General features: G+C 71.3%; 19 protein-coding genes. 9 read left to right on the top strand and 10 right to left on the bottom strand.

Going from position 1 to position 18,968, the window contains the following annotated elements:
* The 3 genes from QK442_RS28745 to ychF all read right to left on the bottom strand — a co-directional run.
* A partial coding sequence (locus QK442_RS28745; protein WP_282696995.1) for a hypothetical protein occupies nt 1-444 on the bottom strand: 444 nt, incomplete at its 3' end.
* A 357-nt stretch (nt 445-801) separates the two neighbouring features.
* On the bottom strand, nt 802-1,698 hold the full coding sequence (locus tag QK442_RS28740; protein ID WP_282697005.1) for a DUF5655 domain-containing protein: 897 nt from the start codon (nt 1,696-1,698) through the stop codon (nt 802-804).
* A gap of 335 nt (nt 1,699-2,033) precedes the next feature.
* Nucleotides 2,034-3,122, bottom strand: a complete 1,089-nt coding sequence (gene ychF / locus QK442_RS28735; RefSeq protein ID WP_282696994.1) for a redox-regulated ATPase YchF — start codon at nt 3,120-3,122, stop codon at nt 2,034-2,036.
* A 358-nt stretch (nt 3,123-3,480) separates the two neighbouring features.
* On the opposite strand from ychF, the gene QK442_RS28730 reads away from it, so the two are divergent.
* Nucleotides 3,481-4,053, top strand: coding sequence for a DUF6542 domain-containing protein (locus QK442_RS28730; protein WP_282697004.1), 573 nt, complete (start codon nt 3,481-3,483; stop codon nt 4,051-4,053).
* Nucleotides 4,054-4,127: 74 nt separating this feature from the next.
* Here QK442_RS28730 and ppgK read toward each other — a convergent pair whose 3' ends face one another.
* On the bottom strand, nt 4,128-4,886 hold the full coding sequence (gene ppgK, locus QK442_RS28725) for a polyphosphate--glucose phosphotransferase (protein ID WP_282696993.1): 759 nt from the start codon (nt 4,884-4,886) through the stop codon (nt 4,128-4,130).
* 40 nt (nt 4,887-4,926) lie between these two features.
* Entirely contained in the window at nt 4,927-5,955 is a 1,029-nt protein-coding gene (locus tag QK442_RS28720) for a 4-hydroxy-3-methylbut-2-enyl diphosphate reductase (protein ID WP_282696992.1), read from the bottom strand.
* A gap of 63 nt (nt 5,956-6,018) precedes the next feature.
* Here QK442_RS28720 and QK442_RS28715 point away from each other — a divergent pair, with 63 nt between their 5' ends.
* From QK442_RS28715 to QK442_RS28700, 4 genes are all read left to right on the top strand, one after another.
* On the top strand, nt 6,019-7,443 hold the full coding sequence (locus QK442_RS28715; protein ID WP_282696991.1) for an APC family permease: 1,425 nt from the start codon (nt 6,019-6,021) through the stop codon (nt 7,441-7,443).
* A gap of 203 nt (nt 7,444-7,646) precedes the next feature.
* Complete coding sequence (gene xseA, locus QK442_RS28710; RefSeq protein WP_282696990.1) at nt 7,647-8,852, top strand: exodeoxyribonuclease VII large subunit; 1,206 nt, start codon at nt 7,647-7,649, stop codon at nt 8,850-8,852.
* A gap of 107 nt (nt 8,853-8,959) precedes the next feature.
* Nucleotides 8,960-9,202 carry an exodeoxyribonuclease VII small subunit gene (locus QK442_RS28705; protein WP_282696989.1) on the top strand — a complete coding sequence of 81 codons (243 nt, stop codon included), beginning with the start codon at nt 8,960-8,962 and terminating at the stop codon, nt 9,200-9,202.
* Nucleotides 9,203-9,524: 322 nt separating this feature from the next.
* Nucleotides 9,525-10,115 (top strand): malonic semialdehyde reductase, encoded by a 591-nt coding sequence (locus tag QK442_RS28700; RefSeq protein WP_282696988.1) that lies wholly within the window; start codon nt 9,525-9,527, stop codon nt 10,113-10,115.
* A gap of 77 nt (nt 10,116-10,192) precedes the next feature.
* Here QK442_RS28700 and QK442_RS28695 read toward each other — a convergent pair whose 3' ends face one another.
* Nucleotides 10,193-10,717 carry a DUF4245 domain-containing protein gene (locus QK442_RS28695; RefSeq protein WP_282696987.1) on the bottom strand — a complete coding sequence of 175 codons (525 nt, stop codon included), beginning with the start codon at nt 10,715-10,717 and terminating at the stop codon, nt 10,193-10,195.
* A 126-nt stretch (nt 10,718-10,843) separates the two neighbouring features.
* On the opposite strand from QK442_RS28695, the gene glpX reads away from it, so the two are divergent.
* Nucleotides 10,844-11,875 carry a class II fructose-bisphosphatase gene (gene glpX / locus QK442_RS28690; RefSeq protein WP_282696986.1) on the top strand — a complete coding sequence of 344 codons (1,032 nt, stop codon included), beginning with the start codon at nt 10,844-10,846 and terminating at the stop codon, nt 11,873-11,875.
* Between the two features lie 130 nt (nt 11,876-12,005).
* On the opposite strand, the gene QK442_RS28685 is transcribed toward glpX, so the two are convergent.
* Nucleotides 12,006-12,377, bottom strand: a complete 372-nt coding sequence (locus QK442_RS28685) for a WhiB family transcriptional regulator (RefSeq protein WP_282696985.1) — start codon at nt 12,375-12,377, stop codon at nt 12,006-12,008.
* 195 nt (nt 12,378-12,572) lie between these two features.
* A complete protein-coding gene (locus tag QK442_RS28680) occupies nt 12,573-13,265 on the bottom strand; it encodes a DUF1707 domain-containing protein (RefSeq protein WP_282697003.1) in 693 nt (230 codons plus the stop codon).
* Nucleotides 13,266-13,597: 332 nt separating this feature from the next.
* Between QK442_RS28680 and QK442_RS28675 the strand changes: the two genes are divergently transcribed.
* Together QK442_RS28675 and QK442_RS28670 are read left to right on the top strand one after the other, a co-directional pair.
* The gene (locus QK442_RS28675) at nt 13,598-15,271 is read left to right on the top strand and encodes a fumarate hydratase (RefSeq protein ID WP_282696984.1); all 1,674 of its coding nucleotides are present in this window, start codon (nt 13,598-13,600) and stop codon (nt 15,269-15,271) included.
* A 165-nt stretch (nt 15,272-15,436) separates the two neighbouring features.
* Nucleotides 15,437-16,063 (top strand): HAD family acid phosphatase, encoded by a 627-nt coding sequence (locus QK442_RS28670; RefSeq protein ID WP_282697002.1) that lies wholly within the window; start codon nt 15,437-15,439, stop codon nt 16,061-16,063.
* Between the two features lie 11 nt (nt 16,064-16,074).
* On the opposite strand, the gene QK442_RS28665 is transcribed toward QK442_RS28670, so the two are convergent.
* Nucleotides 16,075-16,578 (bottom strand): hypothetical protein, encoded by a 504-nt coding sequence (locus QK442_RS28665; protein WP_282696983.1) that lies wholly within the window; start codon nt 16,576-16,578, stop codon nt 16,075-16,077.
* 96 nt (nt 16,579-16,674) lie between these two features.
* Between QK442_RS28665 and QK442_RS28660 the strand changes: the two genes are divergently transcribed.
* Nucleotides 16,675-17,313 (top strand): lipoprotein, encoded by a 639-nt coding sequence (locus tag QK442_RS28660; protein ID WP_282696982.1) that lies wholly within the window; start codon nt 16,675-16,677, stop codon nt 17,311-17,313.
* 75 nt (nt 17,314-17,388) lie between these two features.
* Here QK442_RS28660 and QK442_RS28655 read toward each other — a convergent pair whose 3' ends face one another.
* On the bottom strand, nt 17,389-18,918 hold the full coding sequence (locus tag QK442_RS28655) for a ricin-type beta-trefoil lectin domain protein (RefSeq protein ID WP_282696981.1): 1,530 nt from the start codon (nt 18,916-18,918) through the stop codon (nt 17,389-17,391).
* Between the last annotated feature and the right edge of the window lie 50 nt (nt 18,919-18,968).

The following is an 18,968-nucleotide window of genomic DNA, read 5'->3' as shown; positions in this document are numbered from 1 at the left end:
TGGAGGCTCAATGTCGTCCACCAGCGCGCTCGCGCCATAGACGTACCGGTTGCGGGCGGTGTTGAAGAGGTCCCACAGCGGGGCACTCTCTGCTCCCGAGGTAAAGCCCTGTCCGGCATCGGTCAGGGCTTGGTCGATCTCCTCGATGACCTGCGGCTCACGGTCCGCCGGCCCCGACAGAGCCTCGTGCAGCTCGGCAACCGACACGCCTTGGGGAGCTCGGTTGTCCGTATGCGTGCGGGCGAACAGAAGCAGGGCCAGGGTGAGCAGATCGGTGGGCTTCGACCTGCCCTCCTCCCACGGCTGACCACCGAGAAGACGGGCGGCCTCGTGGACCGCAGGGCTCCACGAAGCCGGCGCGGAGGAGGGAAGCAGCAGGCTCATCTCCAGGTCGAGGGCAGATGCGCTCGGGGCGACGGCCTTCCTGGCCGAGGTCTCAGACATGCCTCCATCCTGCCCCGCAGATGCCGGTGGTGGGGAGTGAGCGCCGAAAACCAGCTGCGGGGCGATATGCCAGCCCGGAACGATGTCCTCCCAGCTCCTCGGCATGGGCGGGCGCGGCTACCCCATGTGCCAGATCGGCTCCCGGGTTTCGAACGGCCAGAGCGACGAGCGTCTTGCGTGATCAGCGACCCGCATCCTGCGCGCGGGGGAACATAGCTCGGGATCGCCGGTTGGCCAAACCGGCGATCCCCCGGAGTATTGATGGTCCACCGCCACGCCCTGCTCATCCGTCGAAAGGCACCGCCGCGGACCACAGACTCCCCGCGAAGCGCGCACGGCCAAGAGGCCGGCAGATATTCACGCCGCCGCGTAGCTCGCCCGGAACAGTTCCTGCGCCCGCTCCACGTCCCTCGGCGTACGGAGCTGCACCTCCAGATCGCCCGTCCCGTGGTGACCGAGACCGGACACGTCCCGGGTGAAGCCCGGAACAAGGTCGACGTCCTTCGGGTCGACCTTCAGGTAGACCAGGAGCTTGCTCCGCTGCGGCGGGCACACGCAGGCGAAGTTCCGCAGCCGCTGATACGCCCGGTACTGCTTGCGCTCGACGCGGTTTACGCCGTCCCCGAGACCAAGCAGCGCCTCGTCGACCGCGCTCGCCAGCTCCACCATCGACGCGGCCTGGACGCCGACTGCCGCCCGAGCGACCGCCTGCGGGCGAGCCTGGCGGGCCACCCGCGTGCCGCCGCTGACGGACGCCACGGTCTCAAGCCCGAGCAGATCGCTGCCGAAGAGTCGGTAGCGGACCAGGTCGATCGAGCGCCGGTGCTCGCGGACGGCGTGCACGTCGTAGCGGGTGAAGTCGCCGGCGATGCAGATCAAGCGCGGGCCGCTCCACAGCACCTGGGACGCGGCCGTCGCCCCGAGCCGGTCGCGGACCAGGTGCTCGAACTCGGCCCGGTGGTCCACCAGCCAGCTGAGATAAAACAGGCCCTGGTTGATGACGCCGGCGTCGACCCCGCGCTTGTACTCGACGATGACCGGTGATCCGTTCTCGTCCAGTCCGAGCGAGTCGATCCGTCCCCCGTGGACCGGTCCCGTGCCGTACTCGCTCGCCAGGAACCGGACGCCCAGCAGGGTCTCCATGTTGGCCTCGACGAGACCCTGCACATCGGCCTCAGCCTCGGCAAGACGCGGCGTGACCTCGGTCGCGCCGCTTTTCGTTGCATCCGTACGGAACAGTTTCAAGCCCACCACCCCCGTTGTCGCGTGGGAGATCAACAACGTCGGGCGGGTCGAGATTTGTTTCCGCAACGGCCGTTAAGCCTGTGAAGAATGTGTGCTGAACAGCCCCACGCCCGGATCCGTGACCCCCCGCTCACGGCCGTACCCCCTCCACACCCGCGCGATCCGTCGGCATCCAGCACGAATCCAGCACGGTACGGATGATGAGGGGTGATGACAGGTGACGAGGGGTCAGAATATCCAGCACCTATCCAGCACGGTAAAAACGAAGGGGCCCGACTCCGAAGAGTCGGACCCCATCTGACCTGCACGTTTGCCAGATCAGCGACGTGGTGGTATGTCACCCGCTACACGTTGAAGCGGAACTCCACCACGTCCCCGTCCTGCATGACGTACTCCTTGCCCTCCATGCGGGCCTTGCCCTTGGCGCGGGCTTCGGCGACCGAGCCCGTTTCCACGAGGTCGGCGAAGGAGACGACCTCGGCCTTGATGAAGCCCTTCTGGAAGTCGGTGTGGATGACGCCGGCCGCCTCGGGGGCCGTGGCGCCCTTCTTGATCGTCCAGGCTCGGGCTTCCTTCGGGCCTGCCGTGAGGTAGGTCTGGAGGCCGAGGGTGTCGAAGCCGACGCGGGCGAGGGTGGCGAGGCCGGGCTCCTCGGCGCCGACGGACTCCAGGAGCTCCATGGCGTCCGCCTCGTCGAGCTCGGCGAGGTCCGCCTCCAGCTTGGCGTTGAGGAAGATCGCCTCGGCGGGGGCGACGAGGGCGCGCTGCTCGTCCTTGAAGGCGTCGTCCGTCAGCTCGTCCTCGTCGACGTTGAAGACGTAGAGGAAGGGCTTGGTGGTGAGGAGGTGGAGGTCGTGGAGGAGCTCCGCCTTCTCCGAGCCCTGGACGACGCCCTGGGAGAAGAGGGTGTCGCCGCGCTCCAGGATCTCCTTCGCGGCCTCGACCGCCGCCACCTTCGGGGCCACGTCCTTCTTGATCCGCGACTCCTTCTGGAGGCGCGGGAGGACCTTCTCGATGGTCTGGAGGTCGGCCAGGATCAGCTCGGTGTTGATCGTCTCGATGTCGTCCTTGGGCGAGACCTTGCCGTCGACGTGCACGACGTTCTCGTCCTTGAAGGCACGGATGACCTGGCAGATCGCGTCCGACTCGCGGATGTTCGCCAGGAACTTGTTGCCCAGGCCCTCGCCCTCGCTCGCGCCACGCACGATGCCGGCGATGTCGACGAAGTCGACGGTGGCCGGAAGGATGCGCTGCGAGCCGAAGATCTCGGCGAGCTTGGTCAGGCGGGCGTCGGGGACGCCGACGACGCCGACGTTGGGCTCGATCGTGGCGAACGGGTAGTTGGCCGCCAGCACGTCGTTCTTGGTCAGGGCGTTGAACAGGGTCGACTTGCCGACATTCGGCAGACCGACGATTCCAATCGTGAGCGACACGGTGGCGACTTCCCTAGATAAGGATGAGGATGAGGTGGTGGGTCGATCCCCCAGTTTACGGGGGACCGGCACGACCCCCGCCGACCAGGCCGCGGCCCGCCGCCGGTCGGCTTCCGTCGGGTTCCGTCGAGTTCCGTCGAACTGCGGCCCGAGATCACCCAAAGGGCGTGTCCCGGGCCCCTCCCGCCGCCTCCCGACCTACGTTGGGGAGGTGGAGCAGCACAGGACAAGTCAGCCGCAAGGCCGCCGACGGCCGCAGACCCCGCTCACACCGCCCGGGGCCCTTGTGGAAGGGGCCGGGGCGGCCACCGTCTACCGGGTCGGCACCCCGGCCGCCGCACGACGGCCGGCGCCGCCGGTGGTGCAGGCCCTGCGGCGGCTGCCCGCGCCCCGGCTCACCGGTCTCGGCGCGGGGCTCTTCGCCGCGGCGGCGATGCTCCTCGTCGGCTTCCTGGACTGGCTGGTCCTGGACGGTTCGCCGTTGGCGTTCGGGCTGCTGTTCCTGCCCGTGAGCGCGCTCACCGCGCTCTGGGTCCGTACCGCCGACCTCGTCACGGCCCCGATCGCCGTCCCGATCGCCTTCGCGGTGGGCGTGGTGCCGATCGCGGGCGGCACCGGGGGCTTCGGCGGCCAGGCGATGGCCGTGGTCACGGCGCTCGCCGTGCACGCGGGCTGGCTGTACGGCGGCACGCTGGTCGCCGGGCTCATCGCGAGCGTACGGAAGGTACGGGAGATGGGCCGGCGACGGCGTCGGCCCGTCGGGGCGGGGCATCCGGCCGGGGCTCCTCGCGGCGGGCCCGGTGCCGCTACCGGGCCCGGCGGTGGCGCTGGTAGCAGGTCCGGTACCGGTGCTGGTGCTGGTACCGGAACCGGCTCCGGTGCCGTCCGGCGGAATCAGGCCGCCGCGCGCGGTCGGCGGCCGAGCCCGTAGCCGTACGCGAGACCGCGCCCGTCCCGTACTCGTACCCCCCGCCCCCCGTTCCCACCAGGCGCCCCCCGCCCCCGCTAGGCGCGCCCCGGTCCCCGCGTGCTCGTGGCCATCGCCGCGCCGACGATGCCGGCGTCGTTCTTCAGTTCCGCGGGGACGACCTCGGTGCGGAGGCCGTCGAGGTACGGGAGGAACTTGTCGGCCTTGCGGCTCACTCCCCCGCCGAGGATGAACAGCTCCGGGGAGAAGAGCATCTCCACGTGGGCCAGGTACTTCCGGAGCCGCTTGGTGGCCCACTGCTCCCAGCTCAGCTCCTCGTCCTCGCGCGCCTTCGAGGAGGCGCGCTTCTCGGCGTCGTGGCCCTTGAGCTCCAGGTGGCCCAGCTCCGTGTTGGGGACCAGGCGGCCGTCGGTGAAGACGGCGGAGCCGATGCCGGTGCCGAGGGTCAGCATGATCACCGTGCCGGTGCGGCCCCGGCCGGCGCCGAAGGTCATCTCGGCCACCCCGGCCGCGTCGGCGTCGTTGAGGACGGTGACGGGGAGGCCGCCGACGGCCTCGCCGATGAGCGCGCCGGCGTCGGTGCCGATCCAGGACGCGTCGACGTTGGCGGCGGTACGGACCGTGCTGCCGGTGACGACGCCGGGGAAGGTGACGCCGATCGGGCCGGTCCAGCCGAAGTGCCGTACGACCTCCGCGACGCGGCCCGCGACATCGTCCGGTGTCGCGGGCCGCGGGGTGAGGACCTTGTGCCGTTCCTCGGCGAGGGCGCCCCGCTCCAGGTCCACGGGGGCGCCCTTGATGCCCGAGCCGCCGATGTCCACTCCGAAGACGTTCATGGACTCACGCTAACCGGCGGGGGCCGCTCCTACTCCTCGGCTACTCCTTGACGAGCTCGGCGGCCTCGGCGCGCAAGTCGCGGCGGAGCTCCTTGGGGAGCGAGAAGGTGAGGGACTCGTCGGCGGTCTTGACGATCTCCACGTCGGCGTAGCCGCGCTCGGAGAGCCACTCCAGGACCTCCTGGACCAGCACGTCCGGGACGGAGGCGCCGGAGGAGAGGCCGACCGAGGTCACGCCCTCCAGCCAGGCCTCGTCGATCTCACTGGCGAAGTCCACCAGGTACGCGGCGGGGACGCCGGCCTGGAGGGCGACGTCGACCATGCGCTGCGAGTTCGAGGAGTTCTTGGAGCCGACGACGATGACGAGCTCGGCCTGGCCGGCCAGCTCCTTGATCGCGGTCTGGCGGTTCTGCGTGGCGTAGCAGATGTCGTCCGACGGCGGGGAGACGAGCTGCGGGAACTTGTCCTTGAGGGCGTCGACCGTCTCCATGGTCTCGTCGACCGAGAGGGTGGTCTGGGAGAGCCAGACGACCCGGGAGGGGTCGCGGACCTCGACCTTGGCGACGTCCTCGGGGCCGTCGACGAGCTGGATGTGGTCGGGGGCCTCGCCTGAGGTGCCGATGACCTCCTCGTGGCCCTCGTGGCCGATGAGGAGGATGTCGAAGTCCTCCTTGGCGTACCGGATGGCCTCCTTGTGGACCTTGGTGACCAGCGGGCAGGTCGCGTCGATCGTCGCGAGCCGGCCCCGGCGGGCCTCCTCGTGGACGGTCGGGGCAACGCCGTGCGCGGAGAACATCACGATGTTGCCCGGCGGGACCTCGGTGGCCTGGTCGACGAAGATCGCGCCCTTCCGCTCCAGGGTCTGGACCACGTACTTGTTGTGGACGATCTCGTGGCGGACGTAGACGGGGGCCCCGTACTGCTCCAGGGCCTTCTCCACGGCGATCACGGCACGGTCCACGCCCGCGCAGTAGCCGCGGGGAGCGGCGAGCAGGACACGCTTCGGGCGGTCGGCGGCGCTCTGGTTCGCGGGGGCGGACTCGGGCGTCGGCGCGGGCGTTGCAGTCATGCGTCCCATCGTAAGGCCGCGTCGGTGAGCGGCTGGAGCACGGCCGTGGCCGAAACTGACGCCATGGCTGAGAACGCGGGGGTGGAGGGGGACGGGCGGGGGCCGGAGCGGCCGGGACGGGCCGGGCGGTCGGGGCAGGCCGGGCCGCCCGGGTTTTCGGATCACGAGAGTCTGCGGCGGACGCTCGGCTTCCGTGACCTGGTCGTGTACGGGCTGCTGTTCATCGCCCCGATGGCGCCGGTCGGCGTCTTCGGCACGCTCGACGCGAAGTCCCACGGCGCCGTCGCACTGGTGTACGTCGTGGCGACGGTGGCCATGGCGTTCACGGCCTTCAGCTACGCGCAGATGGTCCGGGTCGCCCCGCAGGCCGGCTCGGTCTTCGCGTACGCCCGCAAGGGGCTCGGCGAGGCGCCCGGTTTCGTCGCCGGCTGGATGGCGATGCTCGACTACCTGCTGATCCCGGCCGTCGCGTACCTCTTCGCGGGGATCGCGATGGAGGCGCTGGTGCCCGAGGTGCACCGGTGGGTCTGGACGGGGATCGCGGTGGTGGTGACCACCCTGCTCAACCTGTGGGGGGTGCGGGCGGCGGCCCGCGTCGGCTTCGCGGTGCTCGCGATGGAGATCGTGGTGCTGCTGGTCTTCGTGGTGTCGGCGGTGGTGGTCCTGGTACGGGACGGGGCACAGCGCGACTGGTGGTCGCCGCTCACCGGCGACGGGACCTTCTCGCTCGCGGCGGTGATCGGCGCGGTGTCGGTGGCGGTCCTGTCGTACCTGGGCTTCGACGCGATCGCGACCTTCGCGGAGGAGGTCACCGGCGGCTCGGCGAAGGTGGCGCGGGCGCTGCTCTTCTGCCTGGTGCTCGCGGGCGCCCTCTTCGTCGCCCAGACCTGGCTGGTGGCGCTCCTGGAGCCGGTCTCCTCGGCGGAGCTCGCGGCCGAGCCGGTACGGCAGGGGTCCGCGTTCTACGACGCCGTGGACGCGTCGGTGGGCGGCTGGCTGCACGATCTGGTCGCCGTGTCGAAGGCGATCGGCGCGGCCTTCGCGGCGCTGGCCGGGCAGGCGGCAGGCAGCCGGCTGCTCTTCGCGATGGGCCGCGAGGGACGGCTGCCGCACGCGCTGGCACGGACCGACGCGGGCGTGCCCCGGGTGGCGCTGCTCGTGTCGGCGGCGGTGACGATGATCGCGGCGGTCTGGGCGGCCCGCCGCGACGACGGCCTCGACCACCTGGTCTCGGTGGTGGACGTCGGCGCCCTGACGGCCTTCGTCCTGCTGCACGCGAGCGTGGTGGGCTGGTTCGCGGTCCAGCGGGCGGAGGGCCCGCCGCACTGGCTGCGGCACGTCGTGCTGCCGGTGACCGGCGCGGCGATCCTGGTCGCGGTGATCGTGGAGGCGTCGGTGTCGGCCCAGGTGGTGGGCGTGGTCTGGCTGGGCGTGGGGCTGGTGGTGCTGGCGGTGCAGGGGGCTGGTCGGCGGCCTGGTGGGGGGTGAGCGGGGGCGAGGGGGGCGCGGGCCTTCGACCTGGGCCGTCGGAGGTCGATGCCTCTGGAGCGGGAGGGGACCGGAACCCTTGAGGGTGGCGGCTTCTGGGGGCGGGGGCTGGTGGGGCCGGGCTTTCGGATCGGCGGTCGAGCCTTCCGGCTCGGGGGTCGCGGGGCGCTGACGTTGTCGTAGGGCGCCGTTACGCTCGGTGCATGGCTCTGACTACGTCCGCCGAAACGCCGCTGCCCGTCGGTGAGGTCTCCCGGATGATCGGGGGGTGGATCGACCGGCTGGGAGCGATCTGGGTCGAGGGGCAGATCACGCAGCTCTCGCGGCGCCCCGGGGCCGGGGTCGTCTTCCTGACGCTGCGGGATCCCTCGTACGACGTCTCCATCGGGGTGACCTGCTACCGGCAGGTCTTCGACGCGGTGGCCGACGTCGTCTCGGAGGGTGCGCGGGTCGTCGTGCACGCCAAGCCGGAGTGGTACGCGCCGCGCGGGCAGCTGTCGCTGCGGGCGGCGGAGATCAGACCGGTGGGGGTCGGCGAGCTGCTGGCCCGCCTTGAGCAGCTGAAGCGGGGGCTGGCCGCGGAGGGTCTTTTCGCGCTCGACCGGAAGAAGCCACTGCCGTTCCTGCCCCGCCTGATCGGCCTGGTCTGCGGCCGGGCCTCGGCCGCCGAGCGGGACGTGCTCGAGAACGCGCGGCGGAGGTGGCCGGCCGTCCGCTTCGAGGTGCGGAACGTGCCGGTGCAGGGCGTGAAGGCGGTGCCGCAGGTGATCGAGGCGGTGCGGGAGCTGGACGCCCACGAGGACGTGGACGTGATCGTGGTGGCCCGGGGCGGTGGCAGCGTCGAGGACCTGCTGCCCTTCTCGGACGAGCAGCTGGTACGGGCGGTGGCCGCGTGCCGGACGCCGGTGGTGTCCGCGATCGGGCACGAGCCGGACACCCCGCTGCTCGACCTGGTGGCCGACCTGCGGGCCTCCACCCCGACGGACGCGGCGAAGAAGGTCGTCCCCGACGTGGGCGAGGAGCTGGAGCGGGTGCGCGGCCTTCGGGACCGGGCGCTGCGAACCGTCCGGGGGCTCGTCGAGCGGGAGGAGCGCGGGCTCGCGCAGGCGCTGGCCCGGCCGGTGATGGAGCAGCCCCAGCGGATGGTGGAGGTCCGGGAGGACGAGCTGGACGCCCTCCGGGCGCGCGGCCGACGGGTCTTCGGGCACCTCCTCGACCGGGCGGAGTCGGAGCTGGCGCACACCCGGGCGCGGGTACGGGCGCTCTCCCCGGCGGCGACCCTGGAGCGCGGGTACGCGGTGCTCCAGCGGGCGGACGGCGCGGTGGTCCGCACGGAGGCGGAGGTCGCGGCGGGCGAGGAGCTGCGGGCCCGGGTGGCCGAGGGCGAGTTCACGGTGCGGCGCGCGTGAGCCGGTAGCCGGTAGCCGGTGGTCGGCAGTCGGTGGTCGGCAGTCGGTACGGATACGGATACGGATACGGATACGGAATCGGACAGGTCGAGGAGAGCGGAGAAGAGATGGCGAGCGGTACGGAGACGACGGCGGCGCTCGGTTACGAGGAGGCCCGCGACGAGCTGGTCGAGGTGGTCCGGCGCCTGGAGGCGGGCGGGACGACCCTGGAGGAGTCCCTGGCGCTCTGGGAACGCGGCGAGGAGCTGGCAAAGGTCTGCCGGCACTGGCTGGAAGGCGCCAGAGCCCGCCTCGACGCCTCCCTGGCGGCCGACCGGGAGGCGGACGAGGAGGAGGACGGGGACGAGTAAGGGCGGAGAGGGAGGCGAGGCCGGAGAGGCGGAGACGCCCAGGGCGGAAACGGGCCGGGGTGAAGACAGGCACGGCGGCAGGCGGCAGGCGGCAGGCGGCAGGCGGCAGGCGGCAGGCGGCAGGCGGCAGGCGGCAGGCGGCAGGCGGCAGGCGGCGATGAGCGAAGGGCTCTCGGGGATGCGGGTCCCGCTAGACTGGGCGAAGTGAAGCGGATCACTATCCGGATTAGATAGTTGAATTTTCACCAACCTTGGGCGTACCTTCGAGACATCGCCCGGACCCCTGCCGGGCGGCCCTCTTGCAGTCCGGAAGGTACGCAGCATGTCTCTCGTTCTCGACTCCGCCGCCCAGGACCTCCTCTTCCGCGAGGCCCGCACCGCCAACACGTTCACCGACGAGCCGGTGACCGACGAGCAGGTCCAGGCGATCTACGACCTGGTGAAGTACGGCCCCACCGCCTTCAACCAGACCCCGCTGCGCATCACGCTGGTCCGCTCCGAGGAGGCCCGTGCGCGCCTGGTGAAGCACATGGCCGAGGGCAACCAGGCCAAGACCGCCACCGCCCCGCTGGTCGCGATCCTCTCCGCCGACAACGAGTTCCACGAGGAGCTCCCGGTCCTGTTCCCGCACTTCCCGCAGGCCAAGGACGTGTTCTTCTCCGAGCGTCCGGTCCGCGAGCAGTCCGCCCTGGTGAACGCCGCCCTCCAGGCCGCCTACTTCATCGTCGGCGTCCGCGCCGCCGGCCTGGCCGCCGGCCCGATGACCGGCCTGGACTTCGCCGGCGTCCAGAAGGAGTTCCTGGACGACGACCACACCCCGCTGATGGTCGTCAACATCGGCAAGCCGGGTGAGGACGCCTCGTTCCCGCGCTCCCCGCGCCTGGCCTACGACGACGTCATCACCACCGTCTGAGCCGGACCCCCGGTCCCCACGCGGAAGAACCCCCGGCGCCGGGCGCCGGGGGTTCTTCCGTGTGCTTCTCCGCGCGGTCAGGCCTGCTGCGCCCGGAGCGCGCCCGCCATCTCCGCGAGTCGCTCGAAGGAGGCCGTGCCGGTGACGACCGTGGTCGTCCCGCCCTCGGTCCGCACCAGCGCGTCGTACTTGGGGCCCTCCCAGCGCTGCCACACCTGGCCGGCCACCGTCTGCGTCCTGCCGGTGTCCTTGGCCTCGTGCGTGATCTTGGGCACGAACTTCTTCGGCTCCGCGGTCGACTGGTTGACCGACACGTACTGGGCGTCCGGGGAGAGGAAGCCGAGCTTCCAGGCGTCGCCCTGCTCGCGCTTGTACGAGACGACCGTCGCCTTCCAGTCGTCGCCGAGGCCCTCGGGGGCGAGCACCGGGTACGGCGCCGCGCGCTGGGCCGTGATCAGCTCGACCCGGTAGTCCTTGGCCTCCACCGGTTCCACGTTCTCGTCGTGCGGGACGAAGAGATACATGACCCCCGCGGCGACCATGATCACCCCGAGGGACTGGAACATCCCGCGTACCGTCTGCCTGCCTCGCTTAGCTGCCACGCCCCCTATGTTCGCATCGCGGTCCCGCGCTCATACGTGGGCCCCTCTGCTCAATTTGTCGACCTGGCGATAGAGTCGCAGCACCCTCTTTTTTCCGGCCGTCGTCGTACAGAAAGGTGCGCTCCGATGACCGAGCACCACCTCCCTCCCGAGCTTGAGGTCTCCCCCGAGGCCCCCGACCGCAACCTGGCCCTCGAACTGGTCCGGGTGACCGAGGCCGCCGCCATGGCCGCCGGCCGCTGGGTCGGCCGCGGCGACAAGATCGGCGCGGACGGCGCCGCGGTCAACGCGATGCGGACCCTCATCTCGACCGTCTCGATGAACGGCGTCGTCGTCATCGGCGAGGGCGAGAAGGACGAGGCGCCGATGCTCTACAACGGCGAGCGGGTCGGCGATGGCACCGGGGCCGAGGTCGACATCGCCGTGGACCCGATCGACGGCACCACCCTGAACGCCAAGGGCATGCCGAACGCCATCGCCGTGCTCGCCGCCGCGGACCGCGGCGCCATGTTCGACCCGTCCGCGGTCTTCTACATGGACAAGCTGGTCACCGGCCCCGAGGCCGCCGACTTCGTCGACATCAACGCGCCCGTCTCGGTCAACATCCGCCGGGTCGCCAAGGCCAAGGGCATGCAGGCCGAGGACGTCACCGTGGTCATCCTGGACCGCCCCCGCCACGAGGGCATGGTCAAGGAGATCCGCGAGACCGGCGCCCGGATCAAGTTCATCTCGGACGGCGACGTGGCCGGTTCGATCATGGCCGCCCGCGAGGGCACCGGCGTCGACCTGCTCATGGGCATCGGCGGCACGCCCGAGGGCATCATCTCGGCCTGCGCCATAAAGTGCCTCGGCGGCGTCATCCAGGGCAAGCTGTGGCCGAAGGACGACGCCGAGCGGCAGAAGGCCCTCGACGCCGGCCACGACCTGGACCGGGTCCTCACCACGAACGACCTCGTCAGCGGCGACAACGTGTTCTTCGTCGCCACCGGCATCACCGACGGCGAGCTGCTGCGCGGGGTGCGCTACCGCTCCGAGACCGCGACCACCCAGTCGCTGGTCATGCGCTCCAAGTCCGGCACGATCCGCCAGATCGACTCCACGCACCGGCTCTCGAAGCTGCGCGCGTACAGCAAGATCGACTTCGACCGGGCGAACTGACACCGGGCGAACCGACACCGGGCGAACCGATCCGGCGAACCGGCTCGGCGGGACGACGGCAGGTACGAAGAGGGGCGCCCCCATGTGCGGTGGGGGCGCCCCTTCCCGTACGGAACCGGGGTCCGGCCCGTCAGCCGGCCTGGGCGATCCGCTCCGCCGCGGCCGCCTTGCGCAGCTCCACCTCGCGGCGCCGGCGCCGGGCCAGCACCACCCGGCGCTCGGCGGCGGTGAGCCCGCCCCACACGCCGTACGGCTCCGGCTGGAGCAGCGCGTGCTCGCGGCAGTCGACCATCACCGGGCAGCGAGCGCAGACCCGCTTGGCCGCCTCCTCCCGGGCGAGCCGGGCGGCGGTCGGCTCCTTGGAGGGGGCGAAGAAGAGTCCCGCCTCGTCCCGGCGGCACACCGCCTCCGCGTGCCAGGGGCCGTCCTCGTCCTCCCGCGCGGGAGCACGCTGGGGCGGCACGGCGGCTACCGGGAGGGGCTGGTGCGGCAGTTGCAACACGATCTACTCCTGACGACGGCTTCGCGAGCGAGCAGCGATGCAGCAGCCCTACCCGCTGTGCGCGCGCCTATGCACCGCGTAGGCCGCCCATCCGGAGTCCGGAGCACCGGTGACGTATTCCGGTCACCTCGTGGCCGATACCCGCCGGCCGTGTCGGCAGCGGCCGGTCGATGACGGTCGGTCGGTGACGGTCGGTCAGTGGCCCAGGTGCTTGCGGGGCTTGCTCTGGAGGTCGATGACCCGCTTGCCGCGCTTGGGTCTCGCCTCCACGTTCCCGAGCACCGCGTAGCCGTTGACCACCACCAGCGGTGCCTGCGGGTCGACCCCCTCCAGGGAGGTGACCTCGAAGTTCCCGAGGATGCCGGTGCCGGTTCCGCGGAGGCTGATGTTCTCGGGGACGCGTATCTCGACGTTCCCGAAGATCGAGGTGGCGTTGATGGTGGTGAGCGGCTGGGCGAAGATCGCCTCGGTCAGGTCGATCTCGATGTTCCCGAAGATCGAGAAGGCGTTGGTGCGGCGGGCGACCCGCCAGCGGCCCTTGCGGGTGGTGCTGGAGAAGACCGCGACCAGCTGGTCCGCGTTCCCCTCCACGTCCTCGGGCCCGTACGCCGCGGGCACCGGCTCCGTCCGCGCGCCGGCCGCGCCGCCCGCCGGGGCGCCGCTCGGGCCGTCGGTGGCCGGCAGGTCCCGCACGATCGGCTCCAGCTCGCCCATGGTCTTCGCCCGGTAGACCGCCTCGACCCGCTCCGCGTGCTCCGCCGCGTCCAGCCGCCCCTGCGCCAGCGCCTCCGCCAGAATCTCCGCGATCCGGTCCCGGTCGGCGTCGGAGGCCCGGAGGGAGCCCTGGGGGTCGGCATGGGCGGGAGCGGTGGGCGGGGCGGGGGCCACGGGCGGCGTGGGCGGTGCCGGCGCCTCGGGCGGGGTCGCGGCGGGCTGCTGCGCGGGATCGGGCTGCTTTTCGAGGTCCACGCATCCACCCTGGCACACGCGATAGATCGCGACCAGGGATGCGAACCCCCATCTCTCCCCTAGGGGACGCGCGACGCGGCCGACGCGAGGCGCGGCCGACGCGCGACGCAACACTCCACATCGGCGCGGTCCCGGCCCCCGGTGAGCCTTACCTCACAGGATCGGGGCCCCGCCCTCGTTCTACGCTGGAGGGCGCGCCCGCCAACGGAGGCGGCGCGCTGCTGTCTGCCGAGTGAGGAATGGCTGCCGTCATGCCAGAGTTTGCGTACTCCGATCTGCTCCCCCTGGGAGAGGACACCACGCCCTACCGCCTGGTGACCGCCGAGGGCGTCTCCACCTTCGAGGCCGACGGCCGTACGTTCCTCAAGGTCGAGCCGGAGGCGCTGCGCAAGCTGGCCGCCGAGGCGATCCACGACATCCAGCACTACCTGCGCCCGGCCCACCTGGCCCAGCTCCGGAAGATCATCGACGACCCGGAGGCGTCGAGCAACGACAAGTTCGTCGCGCTCGACCTGCTGAAGAACGCGAACATCGCCGCCGCGGGCGTCCTGCCCATGTGCCAGGACACCGGCACCGCGATCGTCATGGGCAAGCGCGGGCAGAACGTGCTCACGCGGGGCCGGGACGAGGAGGCCCTCAGCAAGGGCATCTACGACGCGTACACCAAGCTCAACCTGCGGTACTCGCAGATGGCCCCGGTGACCATGTGGGAGGAGAAGAACACCGGCTCGAACCTGCCCGCGCAGATCGAGCTGTACGCGACCGACGGCGGCGCGTACAAGTTCCTCTTCATGGCGAAGGGCGGCGGCTCCGCCAACAAGTCCTTCCTCTACCAGGAGACGAAGGCCGTCCTCAACGAGGCGAGCATGATGAAGTTCCTGGAGGAGAAGATCCGTTCGCTCGGCACGGCCGCCTGCCCGCCGTACCACCTGGCGATCGTCGTCGGCGGCACCAGCGCCGAGTTCGCGCTCAAGACCGCGAAGTACGCCTCCGCGCACTACCTGGACGAGCTGCCCACCGAGGGTTCCGCCGAGACCGGTCACGGCTTCCGCGACAAGAAGCTGGAGGAGAAGGTCTTCGAGCTGACGCAGAAGATCGGCATCGGCGCGCAGTTCGGCGGCAAGTACTTCTGCCACGACGTGCGCGTGGTCCGCCTCCCCCGCCACGGCGCCTCGCTGCCCGTCGCGATCGCCGTCTCCTGCTCGGCCGACCGCCAGGCCGTCGCGAAGATCACCGCCGAGGGCGTCTTCCTGGAGCAGCTGGAGACCGACCCGGCGCGCTTCCTGCCGGAGACCACCGACGAGCACCTCGACGAGTCGGGTGACGTCGTCAGGATCGACCTCGACCAGCCGATGGACGAGATCCTCGCGGAGCTGACCAAGTACCCGGTCAAGACCCGTCTCTCCCTCACCGGCTCGCTGGTGGTCGCCCGTGACATCGCGCACGCGAAGATCAAGGCGCGGCTCGACGCGGGCGAGGACATGCCGCAGTACATGAAGGACCACCCGGTCTACTACGCGGGTCCGGCGAAGACCCCCGAGGGGTACGCCTCCGGTTCCTTCGGCCCGACGACGGCCGGCCGCATGGACTCGTACGTGGAGCAGTTCCAGGCGGCGGGCGGCTCGATGGTGATGCTCGCCAAGGGCAACCGCTCCCAGCAGGTCACCGACGCCTGCGGCACGCACGGCGGCTTCTACCTCGGCTCCATCGGCGGCCCGGCCGCCCGCCTCGCCCAGGACTGCATCAAGAAGATCGAGGTCCTGGACAACGAGGAGGACGGCATGGAGGCCGTCTGGAAGATCGAGGTCGAGGACTTCCCCGCGTTCATCGTCGTCGACGACAAGGGCAACGACTTCTTCCAGAACCCGGCGCCGGAGCCGACGTTCACTCACATCCCGGTGCGCCAGGGCTCCCAGCTGTCGTAACCCCGGGTAGCGCTCCGCGGCGCCCCCGGTCCCCCCGTGGACCGGGGGCGCCGTCATGTTCCGCTCCGAAAGTCGCTACCGACCGGTAGTCAGCCGGCCACTTACTGGTCAGTATGGGTCGCGAGCATGTCAACCACTGAGCCGGTCGACCACTCGGGAGCCCCCATGCCCTCCGTCCCCACCCAGGCCAAGGCCGCCGCGGCCCTCGGCCTCACCGCCCTCCTCGTCGTCGGGCCCGCGCCCGCCGCCTCCGCCGCCGACCCCGACACCCACCTCGCCTCGGCCGCCGCCCTCGCGAACGTGGACTACGGGACCTGGCGCCGTGACGTGGCGGCGGTCGTCGCCGAGGCCCGTCCGTACATCGAGGAGCGGGCGAAGGACGCCGGTACGGAGAAGCAGGCGATCGTCCTCGACATCGACAACAGCTCCCTGGAGACGGACTTCCACCCGTTCTGGGAGCTGCCGACCCCGGCCATCCCCGAGGTCCACGCCCTGGTCCGGGACGCGCACGCGCGCGGGGTGAAGGTCTTCTTCGTGACCGCCCGCCCGGGGATCATCCACTCCCTCACCGAGTGGAACCTGAAGAAGGTCGGCTACCCGGTGGACGGGCTGTACGTGCGCTCGCTGCCCGACCTCTTCGCCGAGGTCAGCGCGTACAAGACGGAGAAGCGCGCCGAGATCGAGGCCAAGGGCTACACGATCATCGCGAACATCGGGAACAACACGACCGACATCGTCGGCGGCCACGCCGAACGCGCCTTCAAGCTGCCGGACTACGGCAAGCTGTCCTGACGGCCCACCCGCTAGCGGGTGATGTGGAACTCCAGCTTCGAGTAGTCCCCGTCGGGGGTGGAGCGGATCCAGCCACGGGCGTCCTTGAAGTCGCCCGTGCCTCCGGTGATCGCGATGTCGAACGCGGCGGGCGCCTCGTTCGAGGGGTCGACGGAGAGCATCGCCTGCCCGGTGAGGTGGCCGCCCGGTCCTCCGGTCAGGGCGAAGGTGCCGACGCAGAGCGTGTCGATCGGGTCGCCGGCGCGCACCACGGTGCAGCTGACGCCGTCCTTGCCGATCTTCTCCCCGCCCTTGGTGCGGTAGAGGTCGTCGGCGAAGGCGAAGGAGTCCCCGACCTGGGGTGCCGCGCCCGTCTCCTCTCCGCTCTCGTCCGTCGGGACCTCTTTGGCGTAGAGGGTGAACTCGAAGCCGTCGGCGGCGGGTGCGGCGGCGGCCACCGGTGCGGCGGCCGTGAAGGCGACGGCCGCCGCCGTCGCGGCGCCGAGCGCGCCGATCCTCCTGAAGCTGCGGCTCATGTCCGTCCTCCTGTGGGTGGCGGATGTCCCCGAGGCTCGCCACCCATTGTCCGGCCGGGTCCGGGGGCCCGCACCCCGGTCGGAGATGATGAGCGCATGCCAGAAAGATCACCCCTCCTCGCAACCGTCGCCGTCGCCGCCCTGGGCCTGCTGCTGACCGGCTGCGGCGGTACGGAGCAGGAGGCCGCCGCGCCTCCGACGAAGGCCACGCCCGCCACCCCCACGCCCACCACCCCCGCGGTCGCTGCCGCCGGGGGCTCGCTCGGCGGGCCCGGCACGGCCTGCTCCCTGCCCGTGTCCTTCTCCTTCGCGGAGGACTGGAAGCCGAAGGCGGTCAGCCCGCCCGCCGACCCCGACTTCGCCGAACTGCTGCGGCAGGGCCCGGCCACGGTCGTCTGCGAGGTGAACGCCAAGGGCGCCGGGCACATCGGTTTCCTGCGGGTGTGGACCGCGCCGAAGGGCCCGGCCAAGGCCACCCTGACCGCCTTCGTGAAGGCCGAGAAGGGCAGCAAGGGGCTTGCCCTGACGGACACGACGGCGGGCGGGCTGCCCGTCGTGGAGGCCCGCTACAGCGTGCACGTCGAACTCCTCGACGAGGACAAGGAGAAGCGGTCGTTCGCGGTGGAGACCGCGAAGGGCACGGTCGTCGTGGAGCTCGGCGGCCTCGACCCCGAGGAGCACCGGGCGATGATCCCGGCGTACGAACTGGCGAAGTCGACCCTCAAGCTGTCCTGAGCGCTCTCCCGCGAACGGCCGTGGCCCTCCGTCCCGCACCGGACGGAGGGCCACGACGTCATCGGGGCGATCGGCTCAGGCGAACTTCTGGTTCGCCGATCCGTCGCAGTTCTGGAGCCGGACCGGCTCCTTCGCCGCCCCCTGCGTGAGGCAGAGGCCGGTCGCGGCCGCGGGCCGGATCGTGGCGCCGTCCCGGACGAACTTCTGGTTGGCGGCGCCGCTGCAGTTCCAGATGATGAGCGCCTTGCCGGTCTGGTACGCGGCTCCCGGCACGTCCAGGCAGCGGTCCTGGGTCAGTTCGGTGTGGAGGGTCTTGCGGGCGGAGTCGTACCACCAGCCCTGGTTGCGTCCGCCGTGGCAGTCCCAGCCGAGGACGGCGGTGTTGTTGGCGGACGTGGCGGCGGCGACGTCGAGGCAGTTGCCGGTGGCCTCGTTCCGCAGCGGCTTGTACGCGTCGTCCCAGGCGAGCGGGAAGAGCGTCGGGGTGCCGGTGGAGTTCACGTCGGCGCAGCTCGCCTCGCGCAGGCCCGAGGCGTAGAGCTGGGTCAGGCAGGAGGCGAAGGCGCCGTGGCCGCGGTAGTTGGGGTGGAAGGACTGCCGGGCGGTGTTCTCGTCCCACGGGAAGTGGTCGGCGAGGTCCAGGTAGAGCCCGCGGGCCCAGGCGTCCTCCATGCAGACCTCGTGGCCGTGGAAGAGCCGCGAACTGTCGAGGTAGGTGGCGCCCGTGGCGTTCGCCGCCGCGCGGATGCCCTTCTCGAAGGTCGGAACCGCGTAGTTGCGGCCCCACTTGGCGTCGGAGTCGTATCCGGCGCAGCCGCCGGGGAGCTTGCCGGGGAAGTTCGGGTTGTCGTAGAAGTCGGGGCCGATCGGGCTCGGGTAGCCCATGACCACCAGCTTGTACGCGTCGTCCGCGTACCCCGCGTCGCGCATGACCTTGCGGAGGTCGCCGACGGTGGCCTCGACCTTGGGGCGGAGCCCGTCGACGCGGGCCTGCCAGCCGGGGGCGTACTTCGGCTCACAGGCGCCCTGGCTGAGGATCCAGCGGGTGACGCAGTCGGTCATGACGGGGCCGAACTGGAGGTCGTCGTTGGCGCCGGCGACCAGCACGATCATCTTGATCCGGGTGTTGCGGGCCTTGATGGCGAGGCTGTCGCTCTGCACCAGCTCGTCGGCGTACTGCTTCGAGCCGCCGATGCGGATGTTGCCGGTGTACGCGCCCGAGCAGGCCACGTTGAAGGTGAGGTCCGCGGCGATGCCGGTCCGGTGGATCGCGGTGTCGGGCGAGCGGTGGCACTGGTTGGACGAGGTGTTGGTCGCCGGGTCGTAGTTGCCGACGCCCTCGCCGGAGATCTCGCTGTCGCCGAGCGAGATGAGGCCGGTCTTGCGCTGGTCGAGGGGGCGTTCCTCGGGGCTGCCGTAGATCCTGGTGGCCTCGGCGGCCCGGATCGCCTCCAGTTCGGCCGGGAGCGGTACGGAGGCGACGGCGGCCCTCGTACCGGTCTCGGCCGCGCCGGCCGGGGCGGCGGCGGTCATGGTGCCGAGTGCGGCGGCCGCCGCGGCGACGGCGGCGATGGGCCACCGGAGTCTGTACCTGGTGCGCGTCATTGCGCCTCCTGGAAGTGGGGTTACCCACGGTTTTTACTGGCCGGTACGCG

The sequence above is a fragment of the Streptomyces sp. CC208A genome (genome assembly GCF_030010625.1).
Classification (GTDB): Bacteria; Actinomycetota; Actinomycetes; order Streptomycetales; family Streptomycetaceae; genus Streptomyces.
Note: the sequence above shows the minus strand (reverse complement) of the source record. Positions and strands in the feature narration are given on the sequence as shown.